The 24,565-nt window shown below is 46.8% G+C and carries 26 protein-coding genes and 2 tRNA genes; 4 read left to right on the top strand and 24 right to left on the bottom strand.

Features of this window, described 5'->3' with window-relative positions; translation table 11 throughout:
* The first annotated feature begins 6 nt into the window (after positions 1–6).
* The gene (locus FD975_RS07275; RefSeq protein WP_215301467.1) at positions 7–828 is read left to right on the top strand and encodes a mechanosensitive ion channel family protein; all 822 of its coding nucleotides are present in this window, start codon (positions 7–9) and stop codon (positions 826–828) included.
* 47 nt (positions 829–875) lie between these two features.
* Here the strand turns inward: FD975_RS07275 and dnaB are convergent, their stop codons facing one another.
* The 6 genes from dnaB to FD975_RS07305 form a co-directional block, all read right to left on the bottom strand.
* On the bottom strand, positions 876–3,371 hold the full coding sequence (dnaB, locus tag FD975_RS07280) for a replicative DNA helicase (RefSeq protein ID WP_371743372.1): 2,496 nt from the start codon (positions 3,369–3,371) through the stop codon (positions 876–878).
* Positions 3,372–3,395: 24 nt separating this feature from the next.
* Complete coding sequence (gene rplI / locus FD975_RS07285) at positions 3,396–3,848, bottom strand: 50S ribosomal protein L9 (RefSeq protein ID WP_215301469.1); 453 nt, start codon at positions 3,846–3,848, stop codon at positions 3,396–3,398.
* Positions 3,849–3,861: 13 nt separating this feature from the next.
* Entirely contained in the window at positions 3,862–4,134 is a 273-nt protein-coding gene (gene rpsR / locus FD975_RS07290) for a 30S ribosomal protein S18 (RefSeq protein ID WP_011902267.1), read from the bottom strand.
* A gap of 13 nt (positions 4,135–4,147) precedes the next feature.
* Complete coding sequence (gene priB / locus FD975_RS07295) at positions 4,148–4,441, bottom strand: primosomal replication protein N (protein WP_215301471.1); 294 nt, start codon at positions 4,439–4,441, stop codon at positions 4,148–4,150.
* Positions 4,442–4,500: 59 nt separating this feature from the next.
* The gene (gene rpsF, locus FD975_RS07300) at positions 4,501–4,875 is read right to left on the bottom strand and encodes a 30S ribosomal protein S6 (protein WP_046330543.1); all 375 of its coding nucleotides are present in this window, start codon (positions 4,873–4,875) and stop codon (positions 4,501–4,503) included.
* A 133-nt stretch (positions 4,876–5,008) separates the two neighbouring features.
* Positions 5,009–6,085, bottom strand: a complete 1,077-nt coding sequence (locus FD975_RS07305; protein WP_215301473.1) for an asparaginase — start codon at positions 6,083–6,085, stop codon at positions 5,009–5,011.
* A gap of 61 nt (positions 6,086–6,146) precedes the next feature.
* Between FD975_RS07305 and lexA the strand changes: the two genes are divergently transcribed.
* Positions 6,147–6,866, top strand: a complete 720-nt coding sequence (lexA, locus tag FD975_RS07310; protein ID WP_215301474.1) for a transcriptional repressor LexA — start codon at positions 6,147–6,149, stop codon at positions 6,864–6,866.
* A gap of 94 nt (positions 6,867–6,960) precedes the next feature.
* Here lexA and FD975_RS07315 read toward each other — a convergent pair whose 3' ends face one another.
* From FD975_RS07315 to uvrC, 5 genes are all read right to left on the bottom strand, one after another.
* The gene (locus FD975_RS07315) at positions 6,961–7,422 is read right to left on the bottom strand and encodes a hypothetical protein (RefSeq protein WP_215301477.1); all 462 of its coding nucleotides are present in this window, start codon (positions 7,420–7,422) and stop codon (positions 6,961–6,963) included.
* A gap of 30 nt (positions 7,423–7,452) precedes the next feature.
* Positions 7,453–7,526 (bottom strand) — tRNA-Cys (locus FD975_RS07320).
* Between the two features lie 49 nt (positions 7,527–7,575).
* Positions 7,576–7,651: transfer RNA gene (locus FD975_RS07325), tRNA-Gly, on the bottom strand.
* A 117-nt stretch (positions 7,652–7,768) separates the two neighbouring features.
* Positions 7,769–8,344, bottom strand: a complete 576-nt coding sequence (pgsA, locus tag FD975_RS07330; RefSeq protein WP_215301479.1) for a CDP-diacylglycerol--glycerol-3-phosphate 3-phosphatidyltransferase — start codon at positions 8,342–8,344, stop codon at positions 7,769–7,771.
* 36 nt (positions 8,345–8,380) lie between these two features.
* The gene (gene uvrC, locus FD975_RS07335) at positions 8,381–10,321 is read right to left on the bottom strand and encodes an excinuclease ABC subunit UvrC (RefSeq protein WP_215301481.1); all 1,941 of its coding nucleotides are present in this window, start codon (positions 10,319–10,321) and stop codon (positions 8,381–8,383) included.
* On the opposite strand from uvrC, the gene earP reads away from it, so the two are divergent.
* Both earP and efp read left to right on the top strand, forming a co-directional pair.
* A complete protein-coding gene (gene earP, locus FD975_RS07340) occupies positions 10,320–11,399 on the top strand; it encodes an elongation factor P maturation arginine rhamnosyltransferase EarP (RefSeq protein ID WP_215301483.1) in 1,080 nt (359 codons plus the stop codon). The two genes, uvrC and earP, sit on opposite strands and share 2 nt — an antisense overlap.
* An 87-nt stretch (positions 11,400–11,486) precedes the next feature.
* The gene (gene efp, locus FD975_RS07345; protein ID WP_215301485.1) at positions 11,487–12,047 is read left to right on the top strand and encodes an elongation factor P; all 561 of its coding nucleotides are present in this window, start codon (positions 11,487–11,489) and stop codon (positions 12,045–12,047) included.
* Positions 12,048–12,129: 82 nt separating this feature from the next.
* Here efp and nagZ read toward each other — a convergent pair whose 3' ends face one another.
* The 13 genes from nagZ to fabD all read right to left on the bottom strand — a co-directional run bounded on the left by nagZ (position 12,130) and on the right by fabD (position 24,523).
* A complete protein-coding gene (nagZ, locus tag FD975_RS07350) occupies positions 12,130–13,206 on the bottom strand; it encodes a beta-N-acetylhexosaminidase (RefSeq protein WP_215301487.1) in 1,077 nt (358 codons plus the stop codon).
* Positions 13,207–13,255: 49 nt separating this feature from the next.
* On the bottom strand, positions 13,256–13,648 hold the full coding sequence (gene acpS / locus FD975_RS07355) for a holo-ACP synthase (RefSeq protein ID WP_215301489.1): 393 nt from the start codon (positions 13,646–13,648) through the stop codon (positions 13,256–13,258).
* 16 nt (positions 13,649–13,664) lie between these two features.
* Entirely contained in the window at positions 13,665–14,420 is a 756-nt protein-coding gene (gene pdxJ / locus FD975_RS07360; protein WP_215301490.1) for a pyridoxine 5'-phosphate synthase, read from the bottom strand.
* Between the two features lie 12 nt (positions 14,421–14,432).
* Positions 14,433–15,167 carry a DNA repair protein RecO gene (gene recO / locus FD975_RS07365; RefSeq protein WP_215301492.1) on the bottom strand — a complete coding sequence of 245 codons (735 nt, stop codon included), beginning with the start codon at positions 15,165–15,167 and terminating at the stop codon, positions 14,433–14,435.
* 6 nt (positions 15,168–15,173) lie between these two features.
* Complete coding sequence (gene era / locus FD975_RS07370; protein ID WP_215301494.1) at positions 15,174–16,109, bottom strand: GTPase Era; 936 nt, start codon at positions 16,107–16,109, stop codon at positions 15,174–15,176.
* A gap of 2 nt (positions 16,110–16,111) precedes the next feature.
* A complete protein-coding gene (rnc, locus tag FD975_RS07375) occupies positions 16,112–16,903 on the bottom strand; it encodes a ribonuclease III (protein ID WP_215301496.1) in 792 nt (263 codons plus the stop codon).
* A 4-nt stretch (positions 16,904–16,907) separates the two neighbouring features.
* A complete protein-coding gene (lepB, locus tag FD975_RS07380; RefSeq protein ID WP_215301497.1) occupies positions 16,908–17,714 on the bottom strand; it encodes a signal peptidase I in 807 nt (268 codons plus the stop codon).
* Positions 17,714–19,519 carry a translation elongation factor 4 gene (lepA, locus tag FD975_RS07385; RefSeq protein WP_215301499.1) on the bottom strand — a complete coding sequence of 602 codons (1,806 nt, stop codon included), beginning with the start codon at positions 19,517–19,519 and terminating at the stop codon, positions 17,714–17,716. Before lepA ends, lepB begins: the two co-directional genes overlap by 1 nt.
* A gap of 144 nt (positions 19,520–19,663) precedes the next feature.
* Entirely contained in the window at positions 19,664–21,112 is a 1,449-nt protein-coding gene (locus tag FD975_RS07390; protein ID WP_215301500.1) for a DegQ family serine endoprotease, read from the bottom strand.
* 70 nt (positions 21,113–21,182) lie between these two features.
* Complete coding sequence (gene fabF, locus FD975_RS07395; RefSeq protein WP_215301502.1) at positions 21,183–22,430, bottom strand: beta-ketoacyl-ACP synthase II; 1,248 nt, start codon at positions 22,428–22,430, stop codon at positions 21,183–21,185.
* A gap of 28 nt (positions 22,431–22,458) precedes the next feature.
* On the bottom strand, positions 22,459–22,698 hold the full coding sequence (acpP, locus tag FD975_RS07400) for an acyl carrier protein (RefSeq protein WP_046330561.1): 240 nt from the start codon (positions 22,696–22,698) through the stop codon (positions 22,459–22,461).
* 103 nt (positions 22,699–22,801) lie between these two features.
* Positions 22,802–23,545, bottom strand: coding sequence for a 3-oxoacyl-ACP reductase FabG (fabG, locus tag FD975_RS07405; protein WP_215301505.1), 744 nt, complete (start codon positions 23,543–23,545; stop codon positions 22,802–22,804).
* Between the two features lie 42 nt (positions 23,546–23,587).
* Positions 23,588–24,523, bottom strand: coding sequence for an ACP S-malonyltransferase (gene fabD / locus FD975_RS07410; protein WP_215301507.1), 936 nt, complete (start codon positions 24,521–24,523; stop codon positions 23,588–23,590).
* Between the last annotated feature and the right edge of the window lie 42 nt (positions 24,524–24,565).

Below are 24,565 nucleotides of genomic sequence, written 5' to 3' on the forward strand. Positions count from 1 at the left end.
GAAATAATGAAAGAAATGGATATAGACCGTATTCAAGAAATAGTCGTAACAGCGGCAACTGATATCGGCATCAAGATCTTGACTGCTATTGCCTTTTGGGTCATTGGGCGCTGGTTGATTCGCTTTGCTATCAGTATTCTGAGTAAAGGCTTGGAGCAACAAAAATTAGACGCAACCATTCTTCGCTATATCAGATCGGTTATTTCAGTCACCCTCAATATTCTTCTAGTCATTGGTATTCTGGGCTATTTTGGCATTCAGACAACTAGCTTTGCTGCCTTGATTGCCACCGCTGGCGTTGCAATTGGCGCAGCCTGGGCAGGCCTTCTATCGAACTTTGCTGCCGGGGTGTTCATTATTGTTCTGCGCCCATTCAAGGTGGGAGACTTTATTGCCGCAGGGGGAATCACCGGTACAGTAAAGGAAATTGGTCTATTTTCCTCAACGATTAACACGCCTGACAATATTGCCACCATGATTGGTAATAACAAAATTTTGGGCGATACCATTCAAAACTTTAGCAACACACCCTACCGCAGAGTGGATCTTAAGTGTCAACTCTCCGGGGCTGCCGACCAAATCGCTGCGATGCAACTTTTACGAGAAAAAATTTCTGCGATCCCAAACGTATTAAAAGACCCAGCTGTTGAAGTCAATATATTAGAGTTCAATCTCGTGGGCCCAGTACTAGCAGTGCGTCCTTATTGCAATAACAATTATTACTGGCAAGTCTATTTTGATAGTAATCGCGTCATGAGTGAGGCATTAACTTCAGCTGGATTCCCGGCACCTATTGCCTCACAAAACATGATCATGAAGCAAAACTAGAGAATGTTAAATCTACCGAATCTCAACCTTTGGATTGAAGTAATTTCTTAGAAGGGCTCGTACCCACCAGAAGAGTAGCCAACTGATCCCATCGCCAAGTTATCAAACTTGGTATAAGGGCCCTGCCAACTTAAGCGCACAGTACCAATTGGTCCATTACGCTGCTTACCAATAATGATCTCTGCCATACCTTTATCTGTCGTCGTGTCTGGGTGATAGACCTCATCACGATAGATAAACATAATTAAGTCGGCATCTTGCTCGATCGCGCCTGACTCTCGTAAGTCTGACATGATTGGACGCTTGTTCGGGCGTTGCTCAAGACCACGGTTGAGCTGTGATAAAGCAACTACTGGGCACTGTAATTCCTTGGCGAGCGACTTAAGAGAACGAGAGATTTCTGAAATCTCTGTTGCACGGTTCTCAGATCCGGATCCACTCATCAACTGTAAGTAATCAATCACCACAAGACCAAGCGTTCCGCCAAAGTTACGAGCAATACGACGTGCACGTGCACGCAACTCTAAGCTAGAAAGAGCGCCAGTCTCATCAATCAAAATTTGGGTATTACTTAAACGGGCAATCGCGTCGGTCACACGTGGCCACTCATCATCCTGTAATTTACCGGTACGCATACGACCTTGATCTACGCGCCCAACTGAACCCAGCAAACGAGCCGCTAATTGCTCACCCGACATCTCCATTGAGAACACCACAACAGGCAAGCCTTCAGCTAATGCAACGTTCTCAGCAATATTGAGCGCAAAAGCGGTGTTATGTGTCACTACGTAATCATTAGTGACATAGGTTCTATCTGGATGACTAACTGAGATACATTGCGCCTCGGACACTCTAGATGGCTCGATACTCTTAAAGGTAAGTCTGCGCCGGCGATCCCAAGTTGATCTGAGTCTTTCTTTCTTTTCAGGCAAAGTGAATGCTTGAAATCCAGGGCCAAAACTCATATTTAGCACATAAGATAGGCGCCCCCGCTTCTTCTCACCTTTATAGGTATAGCTTGTTTGCTTATGAGCGATTGAGCAAAAACCACCCAATGATCTAGCCAAGGATGCAACATCCTCTGACAATTGCTGACTAGCTGTACAAAAACGAATAGAGCCCCACTTCTCAATCCAGCCATCAGTGTCCATCAGACCTTGAAAGAGTGCGAGGCGAGAGGTCTTATTTGCCTCAAGGTAAGTAGCGGGGATATATTTATCAAAACTTCTGCAACCAAGAACACCTAAGTCTTGTAGTGCAGCACGGAAATAGTTTGTTGGCACAGATTGACGCTGGCCATTGGCAGCAATTCTGGTTTTAGAGACTAATCTCCAGTCATATGCATTTGCATGGACTAACTCCATCTCATAACCGGCTAGTGCATTCATACGCTCAATCAACTCAGGAGATTTAGTCGAGAACATCACGCTACCGTGAGACAAAGCTAAAGTCCCATCACCGAGTAATGCACCCAAAACCCAAGGATTAATTGGCAGTGCATTTGAGTGACCAAAATCACCGGAGACAGGATCGATCCACAGACGATTCTTGTATCGCACACAAGAAAGCATTTCCATCAAACGCGCAGTATTAATGACTTTAGGCGCATCCCAATCGCGATACATAACACGCCACAGATGCTCATCGCAGCACTCAGCTTCACGACCGTCAGAAAAAGTGACTTTGTAGATCTGTTTAATGCCTTGAGGATAAATGCCAGTAACCATCGAATGCTGACCATCCACCGAAGCTAGGCGATCACCGAAACGCAAATCGCCCATCAACTTCCAACCCTCAAGCGTTTTTACTTTTGCATCTAGCGGCTGCGCCTTACCCATCGACGGTCTGCCAGCAACAATGACTAAGTCACCTTTTTGAAGGCCGCTGGTTTGCTTGTCTAAATCAATAAAGCCAGTTGCAATACCAGTGATGTCGCTACCGCCTTGACGGTTGTAGAGCTCATCAATACGAGCAACAACAGTTTTGAGTAATGGTTCGATTTCGAGGTAATCAGCTTTACGACTACCCTCTTCACCAATTTGTAGAATGCGTGACTCCGCTTCATCCAAAAGCGTTCTTACTGAACGACCTTCTGGAACAAATGCAGAGTTCACAATGTTGTCAGAAACTTCAATTAAGCGACGCAGAATACTGCGGTCACGAACAATGTCGGCATAGCCTTTAATGTTCGCTGCACTTGGAGTGCTTTGCGCTAATGAATTGAGGTAATCAATTCCGACCAAATCACCACCCTGCTCAGACTTAACAGCTTCATGAACAGTGATGACGTCAGCAGGATGATTGTCGCCAACTAAACGCTGAATGACCTTATAGATCAGAGCATGTTCAGGACGATAGAAATCTTTATCAGTTAACACGCCACCTAGGCGATCCCAGGCTGTGTTATCGATCAGTAGACCGCCGAGCAAAGATTGCTCGGCTTCTACAGAATGCGGCGGTACTTTTAAGGCCTGCAAGGCTGCATCCCCAGAACCCATCATGCCAGGATTGGACATCAGGGAGCGTGAGCGGGATTCAGCCATGAGGCTAACTTACAGATCTAAAACTTACGCTTGCTCGCCAACTACACGGATAGTGATGTCAGCCACTACATCGGTATGAACAGCTACCGCTACAGGGTGATCACCAACCATCTTCAACGGACCAGTAGGCATGCGTACAGAAGCTTTTTCAATTGCAAAGCCTTTGGCTTTCAATGCATCAGCGATGTCATGGTTGGTTACAGAACCAAACAAGCGACCGTCAACACCAGCTTTTTGACCGATTTCGAGAACCAAATCTTTGAGCTTTGCGCCAACTGCTTCAGCAGCAGCCAATTTCTCGGCAGCTAATTTTTCCAACTCAGCACGACGTACTGCAAAGTCAGCAATTGCTGTTTCAGTCGCGCGACGAGCTTTGCGTTGAGGGATCAGGAAATTACGAGCGTAACCGTCTTTAACACGAACGATGTCACCGAGGTTGCCCAGGTTAATTACTTTTTCTAAAAGAATGATTTGCATTGAGGGCTCCCAATTATTTCTTGTGTTGATCGGAGAATGGCAACAAAGCCAAATAACGAGCACGCTTGATAGCAGTGTCTAACTGACGCTGATATTTCGCTTTTGTGCCTGTCAAACGTGCAGGAGTGATCTTGGCGTTTTCGCCAATGAAGTCCTTCAATGTGTCTACATCTTTGTAGTCAATCTGCTCTACGCCGGCAACAGTGAAACGGCAATAACGCTTACGCTTGAACAATGGGTTCTGAGCTGGTTTCTTTTTGAAATCGGGTTTCTTTCCAAACGCCATGATGATTTCCTCTTTAATTTTTCAATTGAATATGGGTAATGTGGAAAACAAGTCTTTGATTACGTAGAGTCTTGGGTGCTAAGAATCCCTCAAACACTGCCTCGGCTCCTAAATCCATTTGCTCTAAGCCCTTTTGTATCGGACCAATTGCGATGGCTTCAACACTCATCTGAATTTTCCTTGCATTTCCTACCTCGCTTACTTCGCCGCTATGTTCTAGCTGGCAATGCATCACCGGTATTCCTGCTGGTGTAAATCGAATTGCGTCTTTAGATACCAAGAATGCAGTTAGGGTGAAATGATTCAACGCCGCTCCGTCACTCTGATACGTTTTCTAGTCTGTGTATTCCTCTTCAAATTTCTAACTTAAACCGCTGCTACAGGAGCGTCGGATTGAGCTGATTTGCGCGCTTCTTCACGCTGCACTTCTTTCATCATGATGGAAGGCTCAGTTTCAGCTTTCTTAGTCTTGATGATGAGGTGACGCAAAACAGCATCGTTAAATTTGAATGCGTGCTCGAGCTCGTCCAGAGTTTTCTGGTCGCACTCAATGTTCATACAAACGTAATGGGCTTTAGCAAGTTTGTCGATCATGTAAGCCATCTGACGACGACCCCAATCTTCCATGCGATGAATTTTGCCGCCAGCAGCAGCTAAAGTCGCTTTGTAGCGATCGATCATCGCAGGCACTTGCTCGCTTTGGTCCGGATGGACGATAAAGACGATTTCATAATGACGCATCTAACACTCCTTAAGGATAAAGTCACCTGGGCGTCTTGCTAACTTCCGATGGTTTTAAAGTTAGCGCCAGTGTGACAAGGTAGTAACAAATTGTAGGTAAAACTAACTACGGGTATTTACAGCTTTTTGGTCCTTACCTAATCTCAGGTAAGTCCGCTATTCTAGCAAAAAAATCCTGCCAAGTCAGGGGTTTACCGGCTTTATTTGCCTGCTTTGCCGCATTTAAAGCTAATTGAAGGCCAATTCTGGCTCTGGGTGCAGTCAGAGAGCCTGAGGGTCTGCATCCAAGGGGATCTATTTCAGGAATATTGGGCAAAGTAGCACCAGCACCCGTCCTAGTTGTTCTCACCAAGGCAATGCCTTGAGCCATAGCCTGATCCAAAGGCTTCAACCAGTCATCATGAAAGCCACCATGCCCCGTACCAGCAATTACAAAGCCCTGAACAGAGCTACTCAACCACTGGGTGATCGTTTCAGGGCGTGCACCTGCATGACTAGTCAAGATTTCAACCCAAGGCCACTCGCCCTCTTGCGGAATTGGTAAATCTTCATTCCAAGCCGCCTGGACTGCTTTGACACCAGATAACCAGGATGGATTAATCAATCCTACTGAGCTTGATGGCGCATTTTGCAAAGGGGCATTCAGGGCAGTAGCGTGGCGCTTAGCCAAATCGATGGCCATGCATCCACGCCCATCCATCACCGCGTAGATGCCACCAGGGCAGTTATCAATCGATGTTGAGGCCCAGCGCAAGGCGTCAAGCAAATTGGAAGGGCCATCGGCTCCAGGCGCATTACTTGGGAGCATTGCCCCTGTCAGAATAACCCTCTTAGACTGAGTATGAGCTAACTTTCCACAGGTCGCCTGCAAAAATAAGCCCGTTTCCTCCATCGTATCGGTGCCATGGGTAATCACAACCCCCTGCACAGCAGCATCAAGTAAAGCATTCTTGACAGCAAGTCCGAGGCTAGTGAGGTGGGCGTCAGTCAAATTACGACTATTGATATTGGCTACCTGACGCGATACCAGCTTGACACCCTCAGGCACTACCGACTGAACATGAGCCACCAATGCATCCACCCCCACTTGGCCCGCTTGATATTGAAGAGGGTTTTCTTCGGGGTTCGGTGCAAGACCTGCAATAGTGCCACCCATACCCAAGATCAGGAGATGGGGTGTATTTTCAGAAACGTTCGAAATTGAGCTCATTTCTCCATTATCCGCCTCAAAATAGCTTGAATATTCAAATAGTGCTGTATACAATCCCAGTATGGACATAAATACAGTCGATTTTCCGGAGGAGCTGACTGCCCTCCCCAAACTTACCTCACGTCAAAGTGAGATTTTGGAATTGATTACCAAGGCCATCGATGAAAGTGGCTCGCCACCAACTCGTGCGGAAATTGCAGCGCAACTCGGCTTTGCTTCTGCCAATGCAGCCGAAGAGCACTTACGCGCATTAGCAAAAAAAGGATATATCGAACTGACGCCAGGAACTTCGCGCGGCATTCGTATTGCACAACGCTTTAACCAGACTCACAATCCAAATAAATATCGTCAGATGTCTTTGCCTTCTGGCGCACTTCAGCAACTCACACTGCCACTTATTGGTCGCGTTGCCGCAGGCTCTCCAATCACCGCTATCGAGCACATTGAAAAACAAGTGCCGATTGATCCAAGCTTATTTAGCAAGGGTGCTGATTACCTATTGAAAGTAGTTGGCATGAGTATGCGCGATGCTGGCATTTTGGATGGCGACTATCTTGCCGTACGAAAAACTTCTGAAGTTCGCAATGGCGATATCGTGGTAGCTCGCCTAGATGATGAGGTTACTGTGAAGCGTTGGAATCAAAAGAAAACCGCAGATGGCATGGTGATCGAATTACAAGCCGAGAACCCAGACTTCAAAAATATTTTGGTAGATCGACGTCAACCGAACTTCGCTGTAGAAGGCCAGGCTGTTGGCCTCATTAGGGCTGGCGGACTCTAATCCCAGACCAATAAAGCAAAAGGCCTCGTATAGAGGCCTTTTTCAATTGCAGCAGTGACAGGTCACCACCTGCTGTTTACTTCTTTTTTATTCTTTACTTTTTACTTGGCGCGACTACATTAGCATTCTTGGGTGATGCGGTAATAGTAATGATGGTCTTTGGACCGGTGAATGGGCCTTCATTTAATTCTACGGTGGAGGTGCGGTCACCTTTAGTAAAAACCAAAATACTGGTTTTTGATTTCACGGCACTCACAGTGGTCCAACCAGCTCTTGGATATTCAGCCTGAAAGAAAGCATAAATATCAGTTGGAGTTTGTACTCCAGATAAAACGACTCGCCCCACCCAATTATCACCACGACCAATGATTAAAGAATCTGAGCCAATAATTTTTGATGCCGCAGGCAATGGCATATCACCCAAGAGTTGCGACTGAATTTCTTGTACTTCGCTAGGCGTGCCTGTTGGAGAATCTCCTGAAGAGGCACAGGCCGCCAAGAGCGCAGTTAGCACTAATGCTGAGGTGATTTTTGAGAATCGTTTCAGTTGGATCATGTTCTTGCCCTGGTAATCAATCTACATTACTGGAGGCGCGTGAGGGAATCGAACCCCCGTACGAAGCTTTGCAGGCTCCTGCCTAACCACTCGGCCAACGCGCCATATGCTTGAATCAAAAATGGGAAGCTTTTGAGGGCTTCCCATCGAACTTGGAGCGGGAAAGGAGGTTCGAACTCCCGACCTATACCTTGGCAAGGTATCGCTCTACCAGCTGAGCTATTCCCGCATAACAGGGCAGTAGTTTAACAAACAATTTGGGGGAACGCATTATTTCTGAGTTAGACCAAAAACTGACAGTCATTCTGTTTGCACCAAACCCTTATCAGCATTGGGTTTGTGGACTTTATTTGACCTTCTCTACCAATTGAGGCAACGCTTTTTTCATGTAATAGAACATCGACCAAAGCGTTAAAAAGGATGCGATCCAAATTAACCATGTACCTACTTGTGCGCAATTGAGCCACCCAAACAAAGTGTCGTTTAGCAATAAAAATGGAATAGCTACAAGTTGAGCTGTTGTTTTTAACTTGCCGACCATGTGTACAGCAACACTTTTTCCAGCACCCAGAAGTGCCATCCACTCTCTAAGTGCAGAGATAGTAATTTCGCGACCAATAATGATTAATGCTACCCAAACTTGGACGCGATCCATATTCAGCAAAACGAGTAATGAGGCGGCAACAATTAATTTATCCGCTACCGGGTCTAAGAATTGACCAAATGCCGACTCTTGTTTCATCTTGCGAGCCAAGAAACCGTCTAGCCAATCAGTCACTGCCGCAAACACAAAAATAATGGTGGCAGTCAGATTCTGCTCAAAGGGAGTAAGCCAGTTACTGGGCAAATAAAACACTGCAACCACAAGTGGAATTGCGGCTACGCGCAACCAGGTCAGAGCAATAGGCAGATTAAATGGCATGACTCAAGCATAAACCAATGTGGATGCGCTGGGCAATCAATGGAGCTGCCTGTAAATTTGCTCAGCCAATGCTGTAGATATTCCCTCAACACTGGAAAGCTCTTCAATAGAGGCGTTTGAGACGCCGCGTAGTCCACCGAATCGAGCCAGTAATTTTTGACGGCGTTTTGCGCCAATTCCTTCAATCTCTTCTAGCTGAGAAACCGTTCTGGCTTTCGCCCGTTTTGCACGCATACCCGTAATCGCAAAGCGATGCGCCTCATCCCGGATTTGCGCTACCAACAATAAGGCTGCGCTATCAATACCAAGTTCGAGCGATTTACGTCCATCTGCAAAGATCAGAGTCTCAAGACCCACCTTACGCCCCTCACCTTTAGCGACACCAACAATCAATCCAATATCCATGCCGAATTCAGAGAGAACTTGCCTTGCCATCTCAACCTGCCCCTTACCACCATCAATCAAAATGACTTGCGGCATTTTCTCAACAGGGAGCTCTTGGAAGTTCGCATAACGGCGTTGCAAGACTTGGCGCATCGCTGCATAGTCATCACCCGGAGTAATGTCATTGATATTAAAGCGGCGGTATTCACTAGGCTGCATTGCATTTTTGGAATACACGACACAAGAAGCTTGCGTAGCCTCACCAGAAGTGTGGCTAATATCAAAACACTCAATGCGAAGTTGCTCAAGACTTTCTAATTCCAATGCCAATACATCAGCCAATGCTCGCGCTCTTGCTAGTTGTCCACCAGTCTCTACCAAACGCTTCGCTATTGCAATCTTGGCATTGCCTTCGGCCATAGCCAACCAATGCCGTCTCTGACCCTGCGGCTGATGTAGGAAAGTAATACGCTTACCAGCTTGTGCATTGAGTAAATCGTGCAAACCTTCCGGAGCCGTTTGCTCGGAAACATCTTCAGTACTCTCTTCCGGAGCCGCAATATCATCAACCAGTTTTCTCAAGGGATGATTCAGAATCAGTACGGGCGGAATTAAATTAGTTGTCGCTTCACCATCACCAGACTTCTCCTCCAGATAATGCTGAGCAATAAAGGCCTCGAGAATTTCAGCTGGTGGTGGCAACTCTCCAGACGTTGAGCGTAATCCTTTGGGGAAGTAGGCGCGATCACCTAAATGGCGCCCACCCCGAATCATTGCTAAATTGACGCAGACCACCCCTTCCATTTGAGCAACAGCAATCACATCCACATCACCCTCGCCATCAGCAACGGTATCCATAGATTGTTGTTGTAAGACGCTGGACAGATCTGCAATACGATCCCTTAGCACAGCGGCCATTTCAAATTCCATGGCATCGCTATAGGCATGCATTTTCTTCTCTAACTCAGAAAGTACGCGACTATGATCGCCCTCTAAAAAACGGGTTGCCTGAGCTACGTCCTGCCCATATTGCTCAACATTAAGCCGACCTACACAAGGTGCGCTACAGCGATGAATTTGATGCAGTAAACAAGGGCGACTACGGTTTTTAAATACAGAGTCTTCACAAGTCCTAAGACGAAATACTTTCTGCAAAATCTGTACGCTGTTGCGCACAGCCCATGAATTAGGGAATGGTCCGAAATAGTGATTCCGCTTATCCGTTTTACCGCGATAGGAGGCTAAACGTGGAAACTGGTGCCCAGTCAACATCACATAGGGATAGGACTTATCATCTCGGAAGAGAATATTGAATGGAGGAGCGAGCTCCTTAATCAGATTGTTCTCTAGAATGAGGGCTTCGGTTTCTGAGCGTGTTACTGTAGTTTCGTAGCGGGCAATTTTCCCAACCATCAGCTCTATGCGTGGTGAAAGTTGAGTGCGCTGGAAGTAACTAGATACACGCTTTTTGAGGTTGCGCGCTTTTCCGACATACAGAATATGTCCCGCCTCATCAAAAAAGCGATACACCCCCGGCAATCCGGGTAGCCGTTTAACATCCTGCTGAAGGGTTTCAAAAAGCGAATTGCTCATGCGTTGGGATATTTTCTGTCAAATCGTAGACAACTATGGTGATGCCGGTGTTTGCTGGCGCCTAGCAAGAAGCTTAACAAGCCTTCACGGCCAAGACGTGCGCATTTTCTGTGACGATCTACCAACCCTTAATTTACTCGCTTCTGGGGTTGATCCTGAAATCAAGCGCCTGATCGATGTTCAGCCTTGGGAAGCAAGTCATAACAACAGCCGCCATCCAGTAGATCCTCCTGATGTAGTGATTGAGGCATTTGGATGTGATCTACCTGAGCGCTACCTTGCGGGCCTATTGATTGCCCCAAAAAAACCTATCATCCTCAATCTAGAGTATCTAAGCGCAGAGCCCTGGATCATGGACTTTCACCAGAAGGCATCTCCACAGGCGCACGGCATTCCGAAATACTTCTTCTTCCCAGGCTTTCAGGAGAATGTAGGTGGCATTTTGATTGATCCAATACCCAAGGAGCCATCTCTCACAAAGCAATTAATCCCCGAGAGTCTTACGCCCAGTTGGAAGCTCTTGCGACCCGATACAAAACGCATCAGTGTTTTTTGCTATCCAGGTGCACCACTACTGAAATGGTTAGAGGATCTGGCAACTCTGGATGAAAACTTCGATATCGTGTTGACACATGGTCAACGTGAGCAATTGCAGTTCAGCTCTCCAAACCCTAGCCAGCCACTTACTTCGCCCGACTCTATTCAGTTGATCTCCATACCGTTTGTTTCTCAAGATGAATATGACTGGGTACTCTCACAATGTGACTTCAATATTGTTCGGGGCGAAGATTCTTTTGTCCGAGCGCAGTTAGCTGGCAAGCCCTTCATTTGGCATATTTACCCCCAGGAAGATCGCGCTCACGAAACCAAATTGGCTGCATTTTTAGACCTCTATCTTGAAGATGCATCACAAGAACTCAAACACGCGGTCATTGCCGCGATGACTTGGGCAATGCCAAGTGATTGGGATCAATCAATTGATGAGTGGAATGCCCATTCCAAGGCTTGGCGAGCAGATTTACTGGAAAAACAAGCTGATGGTGGCTTAGCTGCCCGTCTAATGGGCTTTGTAGCCTGATCTTGGGCGTAATAAGGCTGCGGGCGGTTACAATCTTGTTTTTGATAAAAACCGCAGAAAATCAGCTCTGCACCCAGGAATAGCAAGATGAAAACAGCACAAGAACTCCGCGTTGGTAACGTAGTAATGATCGGCACTGATGCCATGGTCGTTTTAAAAGCAGAATACAGCCGCTCAGGCCGCAACTCTTCTGTTGTGAAAATGAAATTTAAGAACTTGTTAACCGGCGCACCTAACGAAGGTGTTTACAAAGCTGATGACAAATTCGATGTAGTCATCCTAGACAAGAAAGACTGCACCTACTCTTACTTCGCAGATCCAATGTATGTATTTATGGATGGTGACTACAACCAGTACGAAGTTGAAGCGGAGTTCATGGGCGATGCATTGAACTACCTTGAAGAGAGCATGCCTTGCGAAGTAGTATTTTACGAAGGTAAAGCCCTCTCAGTAGCCATGCCAAACTCTTTGGTTCGTGAAATCATTTATACAGAGCCAGCAGTTAAAGGTGATACCAGCTCAGGCAAAGTATTGAAGACTGCAAAACTAGCTACTGGCTATGAATTGCAAGTTCCATTGTTCTGCAACACTGGTGACAAGATCGAGATTGATACTCGTACTGGTGAATATCGTAGCCGTGCTAACTAATTAGCTCACTCGATAGCAAAAAGCCCGGTTCGCCGGGCTTTTTTATTTGATTGAGTTTTTACTCGCAAGCAAGCTCTATCACCTAGGCAATGAGCTTCAATTGCTGGAGTAAACCTTTAGCGTGTTGATATTGCGCTTCACCCTGTAGCTCATCCCAAGCAGGAGTAGTGGTAGTTGGCATCAAACGATTTAATCGAATAGCAGACTCCGCTTGTTTCGCTTTTGAGACTTTCAACTGACTGAGCAATTGATCCGCTAGGTCTGGACGATTACAAATCAGCACTGCATCGCATCCCGCCTCAAGCGCCATATCAGCACCCTTCACAACAGAGCCAGCAACGCTTGCCCCTTCCATCGAAAGGTCATCGCTAAAGATGACGCCTTGAAAACCCAACTCTTGACGCAAAATGGAATGAAGCCATATCTTAGAAAAGCCCGCTGGATTTTTATCAACCTTTGGATAGATTACATGGGCTGGCATTACCGCTGTCAAGCTGAGATCCAACCATTCATAAGGCTTAGCATCATCATTCAGAATTTGCTTCAAGGAACGCTCATCCACCGGAATAGCTACATGAGAATCTGCTTCTGCCCAGCCATGCCCCGGGAAGTGTTTACCGCAGTTCGCCATACCAGCAAGGCGTAAGCCTTCGTTTAGACTCTTCGCCAACGCAAAGGTAATTTGCGGATCACGACTAAATCCACGATCTCCAATGACACCGCTGCGACCAAAATCGAGATCCAGGACTGGGGTAAAACTAAAGTCGACACCACAAGCTCGCAACTCAGCAGCTAGAACATACCCACAGGCAGTCGCTGCCGCCATCGCAATCGCAGCAGATTCGGCGGTGTGTTTTGATTTATTCTTAGACCCCCAAAGTTCACCAAGCTTACGCATGGCCGGCAAATGGGTAAAACCATCAGTTCTGCAGCGCTGAACGCGTCCACCCTCATGATCAATCGAGATCAACACGTCAGAACGGAGTTTTTTAATTTCTGCAGTGAGTTTGGTGAGTTGTTTGCGATTGGCGAAGTTTCTGCCAAATAGAATTACTCCACCAGTTAGAGGATGCATGATGCGACGGCGATCTTCTGCGTTTAACTCAAGACCAAGCACATCTAAAGTAATTGGGCCTGGTTTCATGGTCGACTTACTCATGGATTCCTCGTAATTTTTTGATGTTATTTGCTGTTATTTATTACTGTGTTTATCTTTGCGTAACAATGATATGGGCAATTGCCATGTCTTGCTCATCACTTACCGTAACTTGAGCTTCCCAGTTTTTATCCTGCATAAATTGCGCAAGCGCTCCTAAATAGGAGGTAACCGGTTTACCGCTGGGCTCGTTGAGTGTTTGTAAAGAGCGCCACGTCATTGGCATTCTCATGCCCAAGCCAATTGCTTTAGAGAATGCCTCTTTTGCCGCAAAGCGCGTTGCCAAAAAAGCAATGCCCCGCTTGTGATTTCTGGCTAAGCGATGTTTAAAAACCAACATCTCATCAGGCCCCAGTATTTTTTCAGCAAGACGTCCATTGGTACGATCGTAAGCAGCTTGAAGCCGCTCGATCTGCAAAATGTCTGTGCCTATACCAATGATCATTTTTATACCGCCAGGTTCATTCCGCTTTGGAAGTGTTTGCTCTACCCTGAACCATCAGAGCCTTCATATCAGTAATTGCTTTTTGCCAACCCTTAAAAAGTGCCTCAGCAACAATCGCGTGACCAATATTGAGTTCTGAGAGCTCCGCAATGGCAGCTACCGGCATCACATTTCCCTCATGCAAGCCATGCCCAGCATTAACTCTCAGACCAATACTTCTACCAAACTGGGCAGCTTTTCTGATGCGCTCAAGCTCTTGCATTTGTTGGTCACCAGACAGATCTGCGTAACGCCCAGTATGCAACTCCACTACTGTTGCTCCAACATCCTTAGCAGCTTGAATTTGCTTTTCTTCTGGATCAATAAACAGGGATACCCGAATGCCTGCACCTTTTAATTGCGTAGTAGCTGCTTGAACAGCTTGAAAGTGTCCCAACACATCCAAGCCACCCTCAGTTGTGACCTCTTCACGCTTTTCAGGAACTAGGCACACATCATGTGGCTGCACTCGGCAAGCAATATTGATCATCTCCGGAGTAACGGCGCACTCTAAGTTCATACGTGTCTGTATTAAGGGGCGCAAGGCCATCAAATCGGCGTCTTTAATATGGCGACGATCCTCACGTAAATGTAGGGTGATTAAATCAGCACCCGCCTCTTCAGCTAAACGGGCAGCCTTTAATGGATCAGGGTAAATCGTGCCACGCGCATTACGCAAGGTAGCAACGTGATCGATATTGATGCCAAGTTCTAGCTTTGGTTGGGTATTCATTGGCTTAGATTACTAGATTTTCTTCAGATCAATCAAAATCTGACGGGTAGTCAACACTTGATCCTGAAGATGCAATCCCAATAGGAAGCGCATTAACTGCTTACTCTCAGAAAGCGTCTCTTGATCAGAAAAGTCACCTGCTGCAATGGCTAGCAGAGATTTGCCGCTCAAGACCGGCCAGTGGCCTGGATCATCCCCTTGAGCAGGCCTCACGCCTCGCTCTGGCTGATAAACATATTGCTCATTGGAGATCGGAGCACTATTCGTTTCCACGCAGCGATCTAGCGCTGCTGCATAACCTGTTTCCTGTAAGAGCGTTAATTCAAAAGGACGTAGAATTTCTTCTAGACCTTTGGATTCCAGCTCAAGATTAGATAAAGCAGAAATCGTATCGGTGTAATGGTCATAGAGCTTTTCATAGTCATCCTCGCGCGCGAGAAACTTGACTAATAACTCATTGAGATAAAAACCGCATAAGAGAGCATCCCCAACTAGAGATGGCGTGCCGCCAACCCACTCTGACTTCGTTAATGTCCGTAGCTCAGACTTACCACTCCAAGAAACCAATAGAGGTTGAAAGCGTTGCAATACTGGACGAAGGCTTGAGTGCGGACGCTTAGCGCCCTTAGCAATCAAGGCCATACGGCCATATTGACGCGTAAAGACATCCAGAATTAAGCTAGTTTCCTTATAAGGGATGCTGTGTAATACAAAAGCAGGTTCGTCAGCAACACGAATAGAAGCCATGAATAATTACTCTAGCCCTTGCGCCCGTAATTCAGCACGATCATCTGCCCAGCCACGTTTAACCTTGACCCAAGTCTCCAGGAATACCTTTCCATCAAAGAGCTTTTCCATGTCAATACGGGCATCAGTTGAGATCTTCTTCAGTCGCTCGCCCTTAGCACCAATAATCATCGCCTTATGGCTGTCGCGATCTACCAAAATAGTGGCAGCGATACGGCGCATCTTGCCATCCATCTTGAACTGATCAATGACTACTGTGCTGGTGTAAGGCAATTCCTCGCCAGTAAAACGAAAGACCTTCTCACGCAAGATCTCAGCAGCCAAGAAGCGCTCACTACGATCGGTGATGGTGTCGCCATCGTAGACTGCTGGTGCCTCAGGCAAGTAGCCCTCGAGCACGTCTAATAATCTTTCAACATCTCCAGGACTCTTGGCACTCATCGGGACGATTTCAGCGAACTCGCACTTTTGATCTTCATGGCCACCCAATTCGCACCAAGGACGGGCCATCTCTTTAATAAAGTTGAGTAGCGCCTGATCACGCTCAGAAGGAGTCTGGAAGCGGCTATTAAATAAATCTAATTTATTCAAAACTAAGACAACGGGCAGGTCATCTGGAAGTAGTTTCAGGACCTTCTTGTCATCCTCACCAAAGTAACCTGCTTCAACTACAAAGCAAGCCACATTCACATCTTGCAAGGCAGTGGTTACCGTACGATTCAAGGCCTTGTTCAGGGTATTCATTAAACGAGTCTGAAAGCCTGGTGTATCAATGAAGATGAACTGCGCCTCTTCACGATTCTGAATACCTAAAATCCGATGACGTGTAGTCTGAGCTTTGCGCGACGTGATACTAATCTTCTGACCAACTAAAGCATTCAAGAGAGTCGATTTGCCCATATTCGGACGGCCAACAATGGCGATAGTGCCGCATCTAAACACAATTAGCCCTTCAGCTTAAGATTTAACTGTTCTTCGGTTGCTACTTTTTTTGCCGCCTTCTTTTTAGCCGACCGCGTCTTTTTGGGTTTACCCAGTGCTTGTGGCAAGGCTTTCAGCGCAGAGACTAAAGCCAACTTAGCTGCCGCTTGTTCTGCTGCACGTCTAGAGGCGCCCTCACCTTTAACGGCAACCTTGAGATTGGGTATTAAGCACTCAACCTCAAATTGCTGGTTATGGGCTGCACCACTAGTACCGGTTACGTTGTAAGCAGGTAGTGGCAACTGATAACTCTGTAAACACTCTTGCAACAAAGTCTTATCGTCTTTACCCAAAGTCTTGGGATCAACGTTAGTCAAAATGATGGAATATAACTTACGTAAACACGTCTTAGCCGCATCAAATCCACCATCCAAAAAGATTGCGCCAGTGACCGCCTCAAGTGTGTCAGCCAGAATGGATGGGCGACGGAAACCACCGCTCTTTAACTCCCCCTCACCTAAACGCAGGTAGTCTGATAGCGATAGCGTTTGAGCGATCTCATAGAGCGCTTGCTGCTTGACTAAGTTTGCTCGAACACGAGAAAGATCACCTTCATCTAAATCGGAATAACGCTCATAGAGCATTTCTGCAACAACGCAATTCAGAATCGAGTCGCCTAAAAACTCAAGGCGCTCATTATTTTTCTTGCTATGACTACGGTGTGTAAGGGCTTGATTGAGCAGCTCTAGTTTTTTAAACGTGTAGCCCAGTTGCGCTTGCAGCGGTGCAGTTTCGATAACGGCGCGGGCATTCATGGTCTTATTCGAATCCGCCAATGCGACCTAGATCTCCGAGGTTCAGCCAAACAAAGAATGCTCTTCCCACGATATTTTTATCCGGCACAAATCCCCAGTAACGAGAATCAGCACTATTGTCACGGTTATCGCCCATCGCAAAGTAATGACCCGCAGGCACCTTGCAAGTAAGTCCAGCATTAATGTATTGGCAGTTTTCAAATCCAGGAAAACGCTCTGCAGGGAACATGCCAACAGGCCTATCAGGATGATTCAATATCTCATGCTTGTTGCCACCCAGGTCAGCAGGAAATGATTCTGAAAACCGCTTGGCATAGCGCATATTTTCTGGATCAAGGTAAGGCTCGCCGCCGCTATATTGCAAAGGTTGATCATTTACCGTTAAGCGCTTGTCTTGATAAGTAATAGTGTCGCCAGGTATAGCGACTACACGCTTAATGTAATCAATGGATTCATCACGTGGATAGCGGAACACCACAACATCACCACGTTTTGGAGATCCTAGATCAACTACCTTCTGATTAATCACTGGCAAACGAATGCCATAGGTAAATTTATTCACCAGAATAAAGTCGCCAATCTGTAGGGTTGGGATCATGGATCCCGATGGAATTTTGAATGGCTCTACAAGAAATGAGCGCAGCACAAAGACCGCGCAAATTACCGGGAAGAAACCAGCTGTATATTCCAACCACAATGGCATGCGATCGATACCAGCCACACGTCTTTGCGGGGCAAAGTAGTAACGGTCAGCAATCCAAGCAATGCCTGAGACCACTACCAAGATAAAAAGGATGAGAGCAAAATTCATTAATCGTCCACCTGCAAAATGGCTAAGAAGGCTTCTTGTGGAATCTCCACATTACCTACTTGCTTCATGCGCTTCTTACCTTCTTTTTGCTTCTCTAGTAATTTGCGTTTACGAGAAATATCCCCGCCATAACACTTAGCCAATACGTTTTTACGTAAGGCCTTCACGTTTTCACGAGCAACAATATTGCTACCGATCGCCGCCTGAATGGCGACATCAAACATCTGACGCGGAATAATGCCGCGCATCTTGGCAACCACTTCGCGCCCGCGATGCTGACTGTTGCTACGATGGACAATTACCGAGAGTGCATCAACGCGCTCGCTATTAATGAGAATGTCGACTTTAACCACATCAGCCGGACGATATTCTTTGAACTCGTAATCCATGGATGCATAGCCACGCGAGATGGATTTCATCTTGTCGAAGAAATCTAAAACAATTTCAGCCATAGGCAACTCATAGGTGAGCTTCACTTGACGACCAAGATAGTTCATATCCATCTGAATACCGCGCTTACCAACACATAGCGTAATAATCGAACCGACATACTCTTGCGGCATGTACAAATTGACCGTCACGATAGGCTCAAGAATCGTATTGATTTTGCTAGCCTCGGGCATCTTTGACGGGTTATCTACCGACAAGATAGTGCCGTCTGACTGCTCAACTTGGTAAACCACCGTTGGAGCAGTGGTGATGAGGTTCATACCGTATTGACGCTCTAAACGCTCTTGCACAATCTCCATATGGAGAAGACCCAAGAAGCCGCAGCGGAATCCAAAACCGAGTGCTTGTGAAACCTCAGGCTCATACAAGAGTGAAGCATCATTTAATTGCAGCTTCTCTAAAGACTCTCGGAGTTGATCGTATTCACTGGACTCTACTGGGTACAGACCTGCAAAGACCTGTGGCTTCACTTCTTTAAATCCAGGAAGCGGTTCCGTAGCAGGAACTCGACCTTGTTGTCCGGGTGTATGGGTAACGGTATCGCCCACCTTGGCAGCTTTCAGCTCTTTGATGCCAGCAATCACGAAGCCTACCTGGCCAGCAGATAACTCTGGGCGATCTACGGACTTCGGGCTAAACACGCCAACATGCTCGACCAAATGACTTGAGCCATTTGCCATCAAGGTGATTTTTTCTTTTGGCTTTAAGGTGCCGTTCACAACGCGCACTAGCATCACTACGCCAACGTAGTTATCAAACCAAGAGTCAATAATTAAAGCCTGCAAAGGATCTGCTGCATTACCCTTGGGTGGGGGTACGAGCGCAATCATTTCTTCAATGACATCCTGTACACCCAATCCAGTCTTAGCTGAACAGGTTACTGCGTCTGATGCATCGATCCCGATAACATCTTCAATTTCTTTTTTGGCTCGCTCCGGATCTGCCTGCGGCAAATCAATCTTATTGAGAACTGGTACAACCTCAACACCCAACTCCAGCGCCATATAGCAATTAGCAACTGTTTGAGCCTCAACGCCTTGACTTGCATCCACCACCAAAAGCGCACCTTCACATGCAGACAGCGAGCGACTTACTTCATATGAAAAATCGACATGTCCTGGCGTATCAATCAAATTGATGTTGTAGGTTTTACCGTCTTTGGATTTATAAGTAAGCGCAGCTGTTTGCGCCTTAATGGTGATACCACGCTCACGCTCGATATCCATCGAGTCGAGAACTTGTGCTTCCATTTCACGATCAGAGAGACCGCCGCAAAGTTGAATGATGCGATCAGCAAGCGTGGATTTGCCGTGATCAATGTGAGCGATGATAGAAAAATTGCGGATTAAATCCATAGCGTCTTATGTGGTCTTCAAAAAACGCCTTGTCAGAACGCACCACGATGATGCGCTGCAAAAAGCCGTCTTAAAGTGATTGTAATGGGTGGCGCCAAAATAGCGCCAAACCCGTTTATTTCACCCAAAAACCTCGGTTTTGGCTTATTTTGGCCTTACTGGAATAATCATGGTGCTATCGGCTCTGCGGACAAAAACCGGGACAGCCTTAGTGGAGTCCAAGCCCTTTACCAGGCCTTCAAACTGCTTAATCCCAGTAATATCCACATCTGCAATCCGAATGATGACATCCCCAGGACGAACGCCTGCACGTACCAAAGGACCATCTCCTAGGCCAGTAACCTCAACGCCACCACGGATATTGAGCTCTTTCTTCTTGCTGTCTGAAAGCTCAGAAACTGCCACCCCAAGAGAATTAGTATTTCCGCCAGCTGAACCGGAGTTATCCGACTTCTTGACGGCAGCCTGGCCTGCTTCAGTATCCACAACAGAAACCACTAAGTCTTTGGTGGATCCTTTGCGCCAAACTTGTACGCTGGCACTAGTACCCGGCCTAGTCTCACCAACCACCCTAGGAAGATCCGTGGATTTACCGATATCACGACCGTTGAAGCTGAGAATCACATCCCCAGACTCAATCCCACCTGCAGCTGCCGGACCACCTGGCTCAACGTTACGAACATAAGCACCACGTGGTTTACCTAAGCCTAAACTTTCAGCAATCTCTTTAGTCATCTCACCTAAAGCAACACCAATACGGCCGCGTGTCATTTTTCCATTGGTACGCAATTGGTCCGCAACGCGCATCGCTTCATCAATTGGAATGGCAAAGGAAATTCCCATATATCCGCCAGAGCGGCTAAAGATTTGCGAGTTGATACCAATTACCTGGCCAGCGGTATTTAGCAAGGGGCCGCCAGAGTTGCCAGGATTAACCGCTACGTCTGTCTGAATAAAGGGCAAGTAATCACCAGTATCACGACTCTTGGCGGAAACGATGCCTGCTGTCACCGTATTTTCTAAGCCAAATGGGGAGCCAATCGCCAATACCCACTCACCTACCCTCACGCGAGAAGAGTCGCCGAGTGGCAACTTCGGTAAGTCACGTGCATCAATTTTGACCACCGCCACATCGGTACGCTTATCCATACCCAATAGCTTGGCCTTGTACTCACGCTTATCAGTCAAAGTAACGTAAATGGTATTTGCGCCCTCAACCACGTGGGCATTCGTCAAAATCAAGCCGTTGGATTCAATAATGAAACCCGAGCCTACGCCACGATCCGCCTCTTGCGGTTTGCCAGAGTTTGGTTGAGCTTGCTTAGGTCCGCTAGGCAACCCTGGAATAGGCACACCAAAGAAACGACGAAAGAACTCAGCCTGCTCCTCTGGCATTCCTGGAATACCACCCTGAGCTTGCTGCTGCATCACTTTTTCAGTGGTGCGAATATTCACCACAGCAGGGCTAGCTCTCTCAACCAGATCAGCAAAATCGGGAATGGAAACCCGTGGACTCTGGGCGGAGACCTGAGAAATCAATGCGAATTGCCCTAAGCTAAAGATAGCCAAGAGCGTAATAAGGTACTTTTTCATAATGCTATAGACCTGCTTGGTAAAAACCAATAATTGAAGAAACGAAGAAAGGAAAAGCCTAATCTGTATATTAGGTCAGTTTGCCAAAAATCAAGGTACCGTTAGTACCCCCAAAGCCAAAGTTGTTTTTGACGGCATAGTCAATCTTCACATCGCGAGCTGTATTAGCGCAGTAGTCCAAATCACACTCGGGATCTTGATTGAAGATATTGATTGTTGGTGGAGACTTTTGATTATGTAAAGCCAGAATAGTAAAGACAGACTCCAAGCCGCCAGCACCGCCTAAAAGGTGGCCAGTCATCGACTTGGTAGAGTTAATTAAAACCTTCTTAGCATGATCGCCAAGAGCCGCTTTAATGGCACCGGTTTCGTTCTTGTCACCTAAAGGTGTTGAAGTGCCGTGTGCATTGATATATTGAATCTGATCGGGATTTAAGCCGGCATCACGCATAGCGTTCACCATACAACGACGTGGACCATCCATATTTGGAGCAGTCATGTGATACGCGTCGCCACTCATACCAAAGCCCAAAAGCTCACAGTAGATTTTTGCACCACGTGCTTTAGCGTGCTCATACTCTTCCAGAACAACAACACCAGCACCTTCGCCCAGAACAAAACCATCACGGTCTTTATCCCAGGGACGTGAAGCTGTTGCCGGATCATCATTGCGAGTAGATAGCGCCCTTGCTGAAGCAAAGCCACCAACACCCAATGCAGAAATAGTGGATTCAGCACCGCCGGCAACCATCACATCTGCATCGCCGTACTGAATTAAGCGTGCTGCCAAGCCAATACTATGCAGGCCGGTAGTGCAAGCTGTTACTGCAGCAACGTTTGGACCTTTGAGACCAAACAAGATGCTGAGATGGCCAGAAATCATATTGATGATTGAGCCCGGCACAAAGAACGGGGAGATGCGACGAGGACCACGAGCCAGCAACTCAGCGCCAGTTTCTTCAATCATCGGCAAGCCGCCAATGCCTGAACCAACCATCACGCCAACGCGCTCTGCGTTATCTTCTGTTATCTGTAAACCGCTGTCACGAATTGCTTGCGTACCAGCAGCGATGCCGTAATGGATAAAGGTATCCATATGACGCGCTTCTTTGGCAGAAACATATTCTTCGACATTGAAATCTTTCACCTCGCCGGCGAAATGCACGCTCAGCGGAGTATGGTCAAACTTCGTGATGGTAGCTATGCCTGATTTGCCCGCAAGCAAATTAGACCAAGCTACATCAACCGAATTACCAACTGGTGAAATAAGGCCTAAGCCGGTAATAACAACCCGGCGACGGCCATTTGATGCTGACACAGTAGTAGCTTTTAACTAAGCTAGGGAATTAACCCTGAGCTTTTGACTGAGCAAAATCGATAGCGAGCTGAACAGTAGTAATTTTTTCAGCTTCTTCATCCGGAATTTCAATCCCGAATTCATCTTCCAAAGCCATTACCAATTCAACAGTGTCAAGAGAGTCTGCGCCTAAGTCATTCACAAAAGAAGATTCATTCTTGATCTCTGCTTCTGCGACGCCCAATTGCTCAGCGACGATCTTCTTAACGCGTTGTTCGATGTTATCCATTAATTCCCCCAAGGGTTGTAAAAAAACGATGAAAAGGATTTTATCAGCTTGGCGAGCTAAATTAGTAAATCCGCCCAAAAATGATCAAATTTCTGCCTTATTTTTAGGCTAAATAGAGGCCACCATTGACATGTAAGGTGTTACCCGTAATGTATCCAGCTGCTGGAGAGGCTAAAAACGCCACTGCCTGAGCCACATCCTCTGGGCTGCCTAGGCGAGCTAAAGGAATGTTCGCTTTTAGCGAATTTTGTTGCTCTTCGCTCAATGCACGAGTCATATCAGTATCAATAAATCCAGGCGCCACACAGTTCACTGTGATATTTCGACTACCAATTTCACGGGCCAGGGCACGAGTCATTCCAGACACACCTGATTTAGCTGCGGCGTAATTGGCCTGTCCAGGGTTACCCATGTGACCAACAATCGAGGTAATGTTAATAATGCGACCACCACGGGCTTTCATCATTGGGCGCATTACCGCCTGTGATAAACGAAAAACAGCACTTAAGTTGGTATCGATCACATCAGTCCACTCGTCTGTTTTCATACGCATGGCTAGGTTATCGCGGGTGATGCCAGCGTTATTCACCAAAATGTTGATACCGCCAAAATCTTTGACAATCAAATCAATGATGTCCTCACATGCTTTTGGGTCAGTCACATTCAATACTTCACCACGACCACCGCTCGCTTGTAAACGCGCATTAATTGCTTTGGCGCCATCTTCGGACGTGGCAGTACCAATTACTTTGGCGCCACATTTCACCAACTCATCTGCAATGGCCTGACCAATTCCGCGCGATGCACCTGTCACCAATGCAATTTGTCCGCTTAAATCGAGATTCATAGTTATCTTCCGCTGTTTCTTTATTGTTTCTAGAGTGTATTTTTACTTTACCGCAGCCAATGCCTCATTGAGACTGACTTCATCAAAAATAGGTAGCCCAATAACTTTCTCGTTGATGCGCTTAGTCAGCCCAGCTAATACCTTGCCTGGACCACACTCAATCACTTGAGTAATACCTTGTTGCGCCATGGCATTGATTGTCTCTTGCCAGCGAACTGGCTTAGCAGCTTGACGCACTAAGGCATCCTTAATCGCCGCTGGATCATTGAGAACATTCACATCAACGTTATTGACTACTGAAATAGTGGGGACCTTAAATTCAATGTCAGCCAAGTAGCCTTTGAGTTTTTCAGAGGCAGGCTGTAGCAATGATGAATGAAATGGTGCGGAAACTGGTAATGGCAAAGCGCGTTTCGCGCCTGCCGCCTTGAGCAATTCACGGGCCTTAGTCACCGCATCAGTTCCACCAGCAATCACTACCTGACCTGGGGCATTGAAGTTCACCGCTTCGACTACGCCACCGGATGCTGTAGCAGCTTCAGCACAAACCGTCTTCACAATTGCATCATCCAAACCCAAGATCGCAGCCATGCCACCAGTACCAACTGGTACCGCTGTTTGCATTGCTTCAGCACGAAAGCGCACCAAAGGCACAGCATCCTTGAAAGAGATTACGCCAGCAGCAACCAAAGCGGAGTACTCACCCAAGCTATGACCAGCCATCATCTGAGGAACAGCGCCACCAGAGGCTAACCATGCGCGATAAAAAGCGATCGCTGCAGTCAACATCACAGGCTGTGTATTGGTTGTTAAAGATAATGCTTCTGCAGGGCCTTCAGCAATCAGCTTTGCAACATCCTCACCCAGAGCTTCTGAAGCCTCCTGAAGGGTCGCACGAACTTCAGGGCGATCAGCAATCGTGTTGAGCATCCCAACTGATTGGGAACCTTGGCCTGGAAATACAAATGCAAATGTCATATGAATAGTCGCTGAATAATAGTTGTGAATATATTTTTAGCT

Source organism: Polynucleobacter sp. AP-Jannik-300A-C4, assembly GCF_018688335.1.
GTDB lineage: Bacteria > Pseudomonadota > Gammaproteobacteria > Burkholderiales > Burkholderiaceae > Polynucleobacter.

Coding starts and splice junctions, on each gene's coding strand:
- FD975_RS07275 (WP_215301467.1), top strand. CDS start 7: ATGAAAGAAATGGATATAGACCGTATTCAAGAAATAGTCGTAACAGCG.
- dnaB (WP_371743372.1), bottom strand. CDS start 3,371: ATGGCTGAATCCCGCTCACGCTCCCTGATGTCCAATCCTGGCATGATG.
- rplI (WP_215301469.1), bottom strand. CDS start 3,848: ATGCAAATCATTCTTTTAGAAAAAGTAATTAACCTGGGCAACCTCGGT.
- rpsR (WP_011902267.1), bottom strand. CDS start 4,134: ATGGCGTTTGGAAAGAAACCCGATTTCAAAAAGAAACCAGCTCAGAAC.
- rpsF (WP_046330543.1), bottom strand. CDS start 4,875: ATGCGTCATTATGAAATCGTCTTTATCGTCCATCCGGACCAAAGCGAG.
- FD975_RS07305 (WP_215301473.1), bottom strand. CDS start 6,085: ATGAGCTCAATTTCGAACGTTTCTGAAAATACACCCCATCTCCTGATC.
- lexA (WP_215301474.1), top strand. CDS start 6,147: ATGGACATAAATACAGTCGATTTTCCGGAGGAGCTGACTGCCCTCCCC.
- FD975_RS07315 (WP_215301477.1), bottom strand. CDS start 7,422: ATGATCCAACTGAAACGATTCTCAAAAATCACCTCAGCATTAGTGCTA.
- pgsA (WP_215301479.1), bottom strand. CDS start 8,344: ATGCCATTTAATCTGCCTATTGCTCTGACCTGGTTGCGCGTAGCCGCA.
- earP (WP_215301483.1), top strand. CDS start 10,320: ATGCGTTGGGATATTTTCTGTCAAATCGTAGACAACTATGGTGATGCC.
- uvrC (WP_215301481.1), bottom strand. CDS start 10,321: ATGAGCAATTCGCTTTTTGAAACCCTTCAGCAGGATGTTAAACGGCTA.
- efp (WP_215301485.1), top strand. CDS start 11,487: ATGAAAACAGCACAAGAACTCCGCGTTGGTAACGTAGTAATGATCGGC.
- nagZ (WP_215301487.1), bottom strand. CDS start 13,206: ATGAGTAAGTCGACCATGAAACCAGGCCCAATTACTTTAGATGTGCTT.
- acpS (WP_215301489.1), bottom strand. CDS start 13,648: ATGATCATTGGTATAGGCACAGACATTTTGCAGATCGAGCGGCTTCAA.
- pdxJ (WP_215301490.1), bottom strand. CDS start 14,420: ATGAATACCCAACCAAAGCTAGAACTTGGCATCAATATCGATCACGTT.
- recO (WP_215301492.1), bottom strand. CDS start 15,167: ATGGCTTCTATTCGTGTTGCTGACGAACCTGCTTTTGTATTACACAGC.
- rnc (WP_215301496.1), bottom strand. CDS start 16,903: ATGAATGCCCGCGCCGTTATCGAAACTGCACCGCTGCAAGCGCAACTG.
- lepB (WP_215301497.1), bottom strand. CDS start 17,714: ATGAATTTTGCTCTCATCCTTTTTATCTTGGTAGTGGTCTCAGGCATT.
- lepA (WP_215301499.1), bottom strand. CDS start 19,519: ATGGATTTAATCCGCAATTTTTCTATCATCGCTCACATTGATCACGGC.
- FD975_RS07390 (WP_215301500.1), bottom strand. CDS start 21,112: ATGAAAAAGTACCTTATTACGCTCTTGGCTATCTTTAGCTTAGGGCAA.
- acpP (WP_046330561.1), bottom strand. CDS start 22,698: ATGGATAACATCGAACAACGCGTTAAGAAGATCGTCGCTGAGCAATTG.
- fabG (WP_215301505.1), bottom strand. CDS start 23,545: ATGAATCTCGATTTAAGCGGACAAATTGCATTGGTGACAGGTGCATCG.
- fabD (WP_215301507.1), bottom strand. CDS start 24,523: ATGACATTTGCATTTGTATTTCCAGGCCAAGGTTCCCAATCAGTTGGG.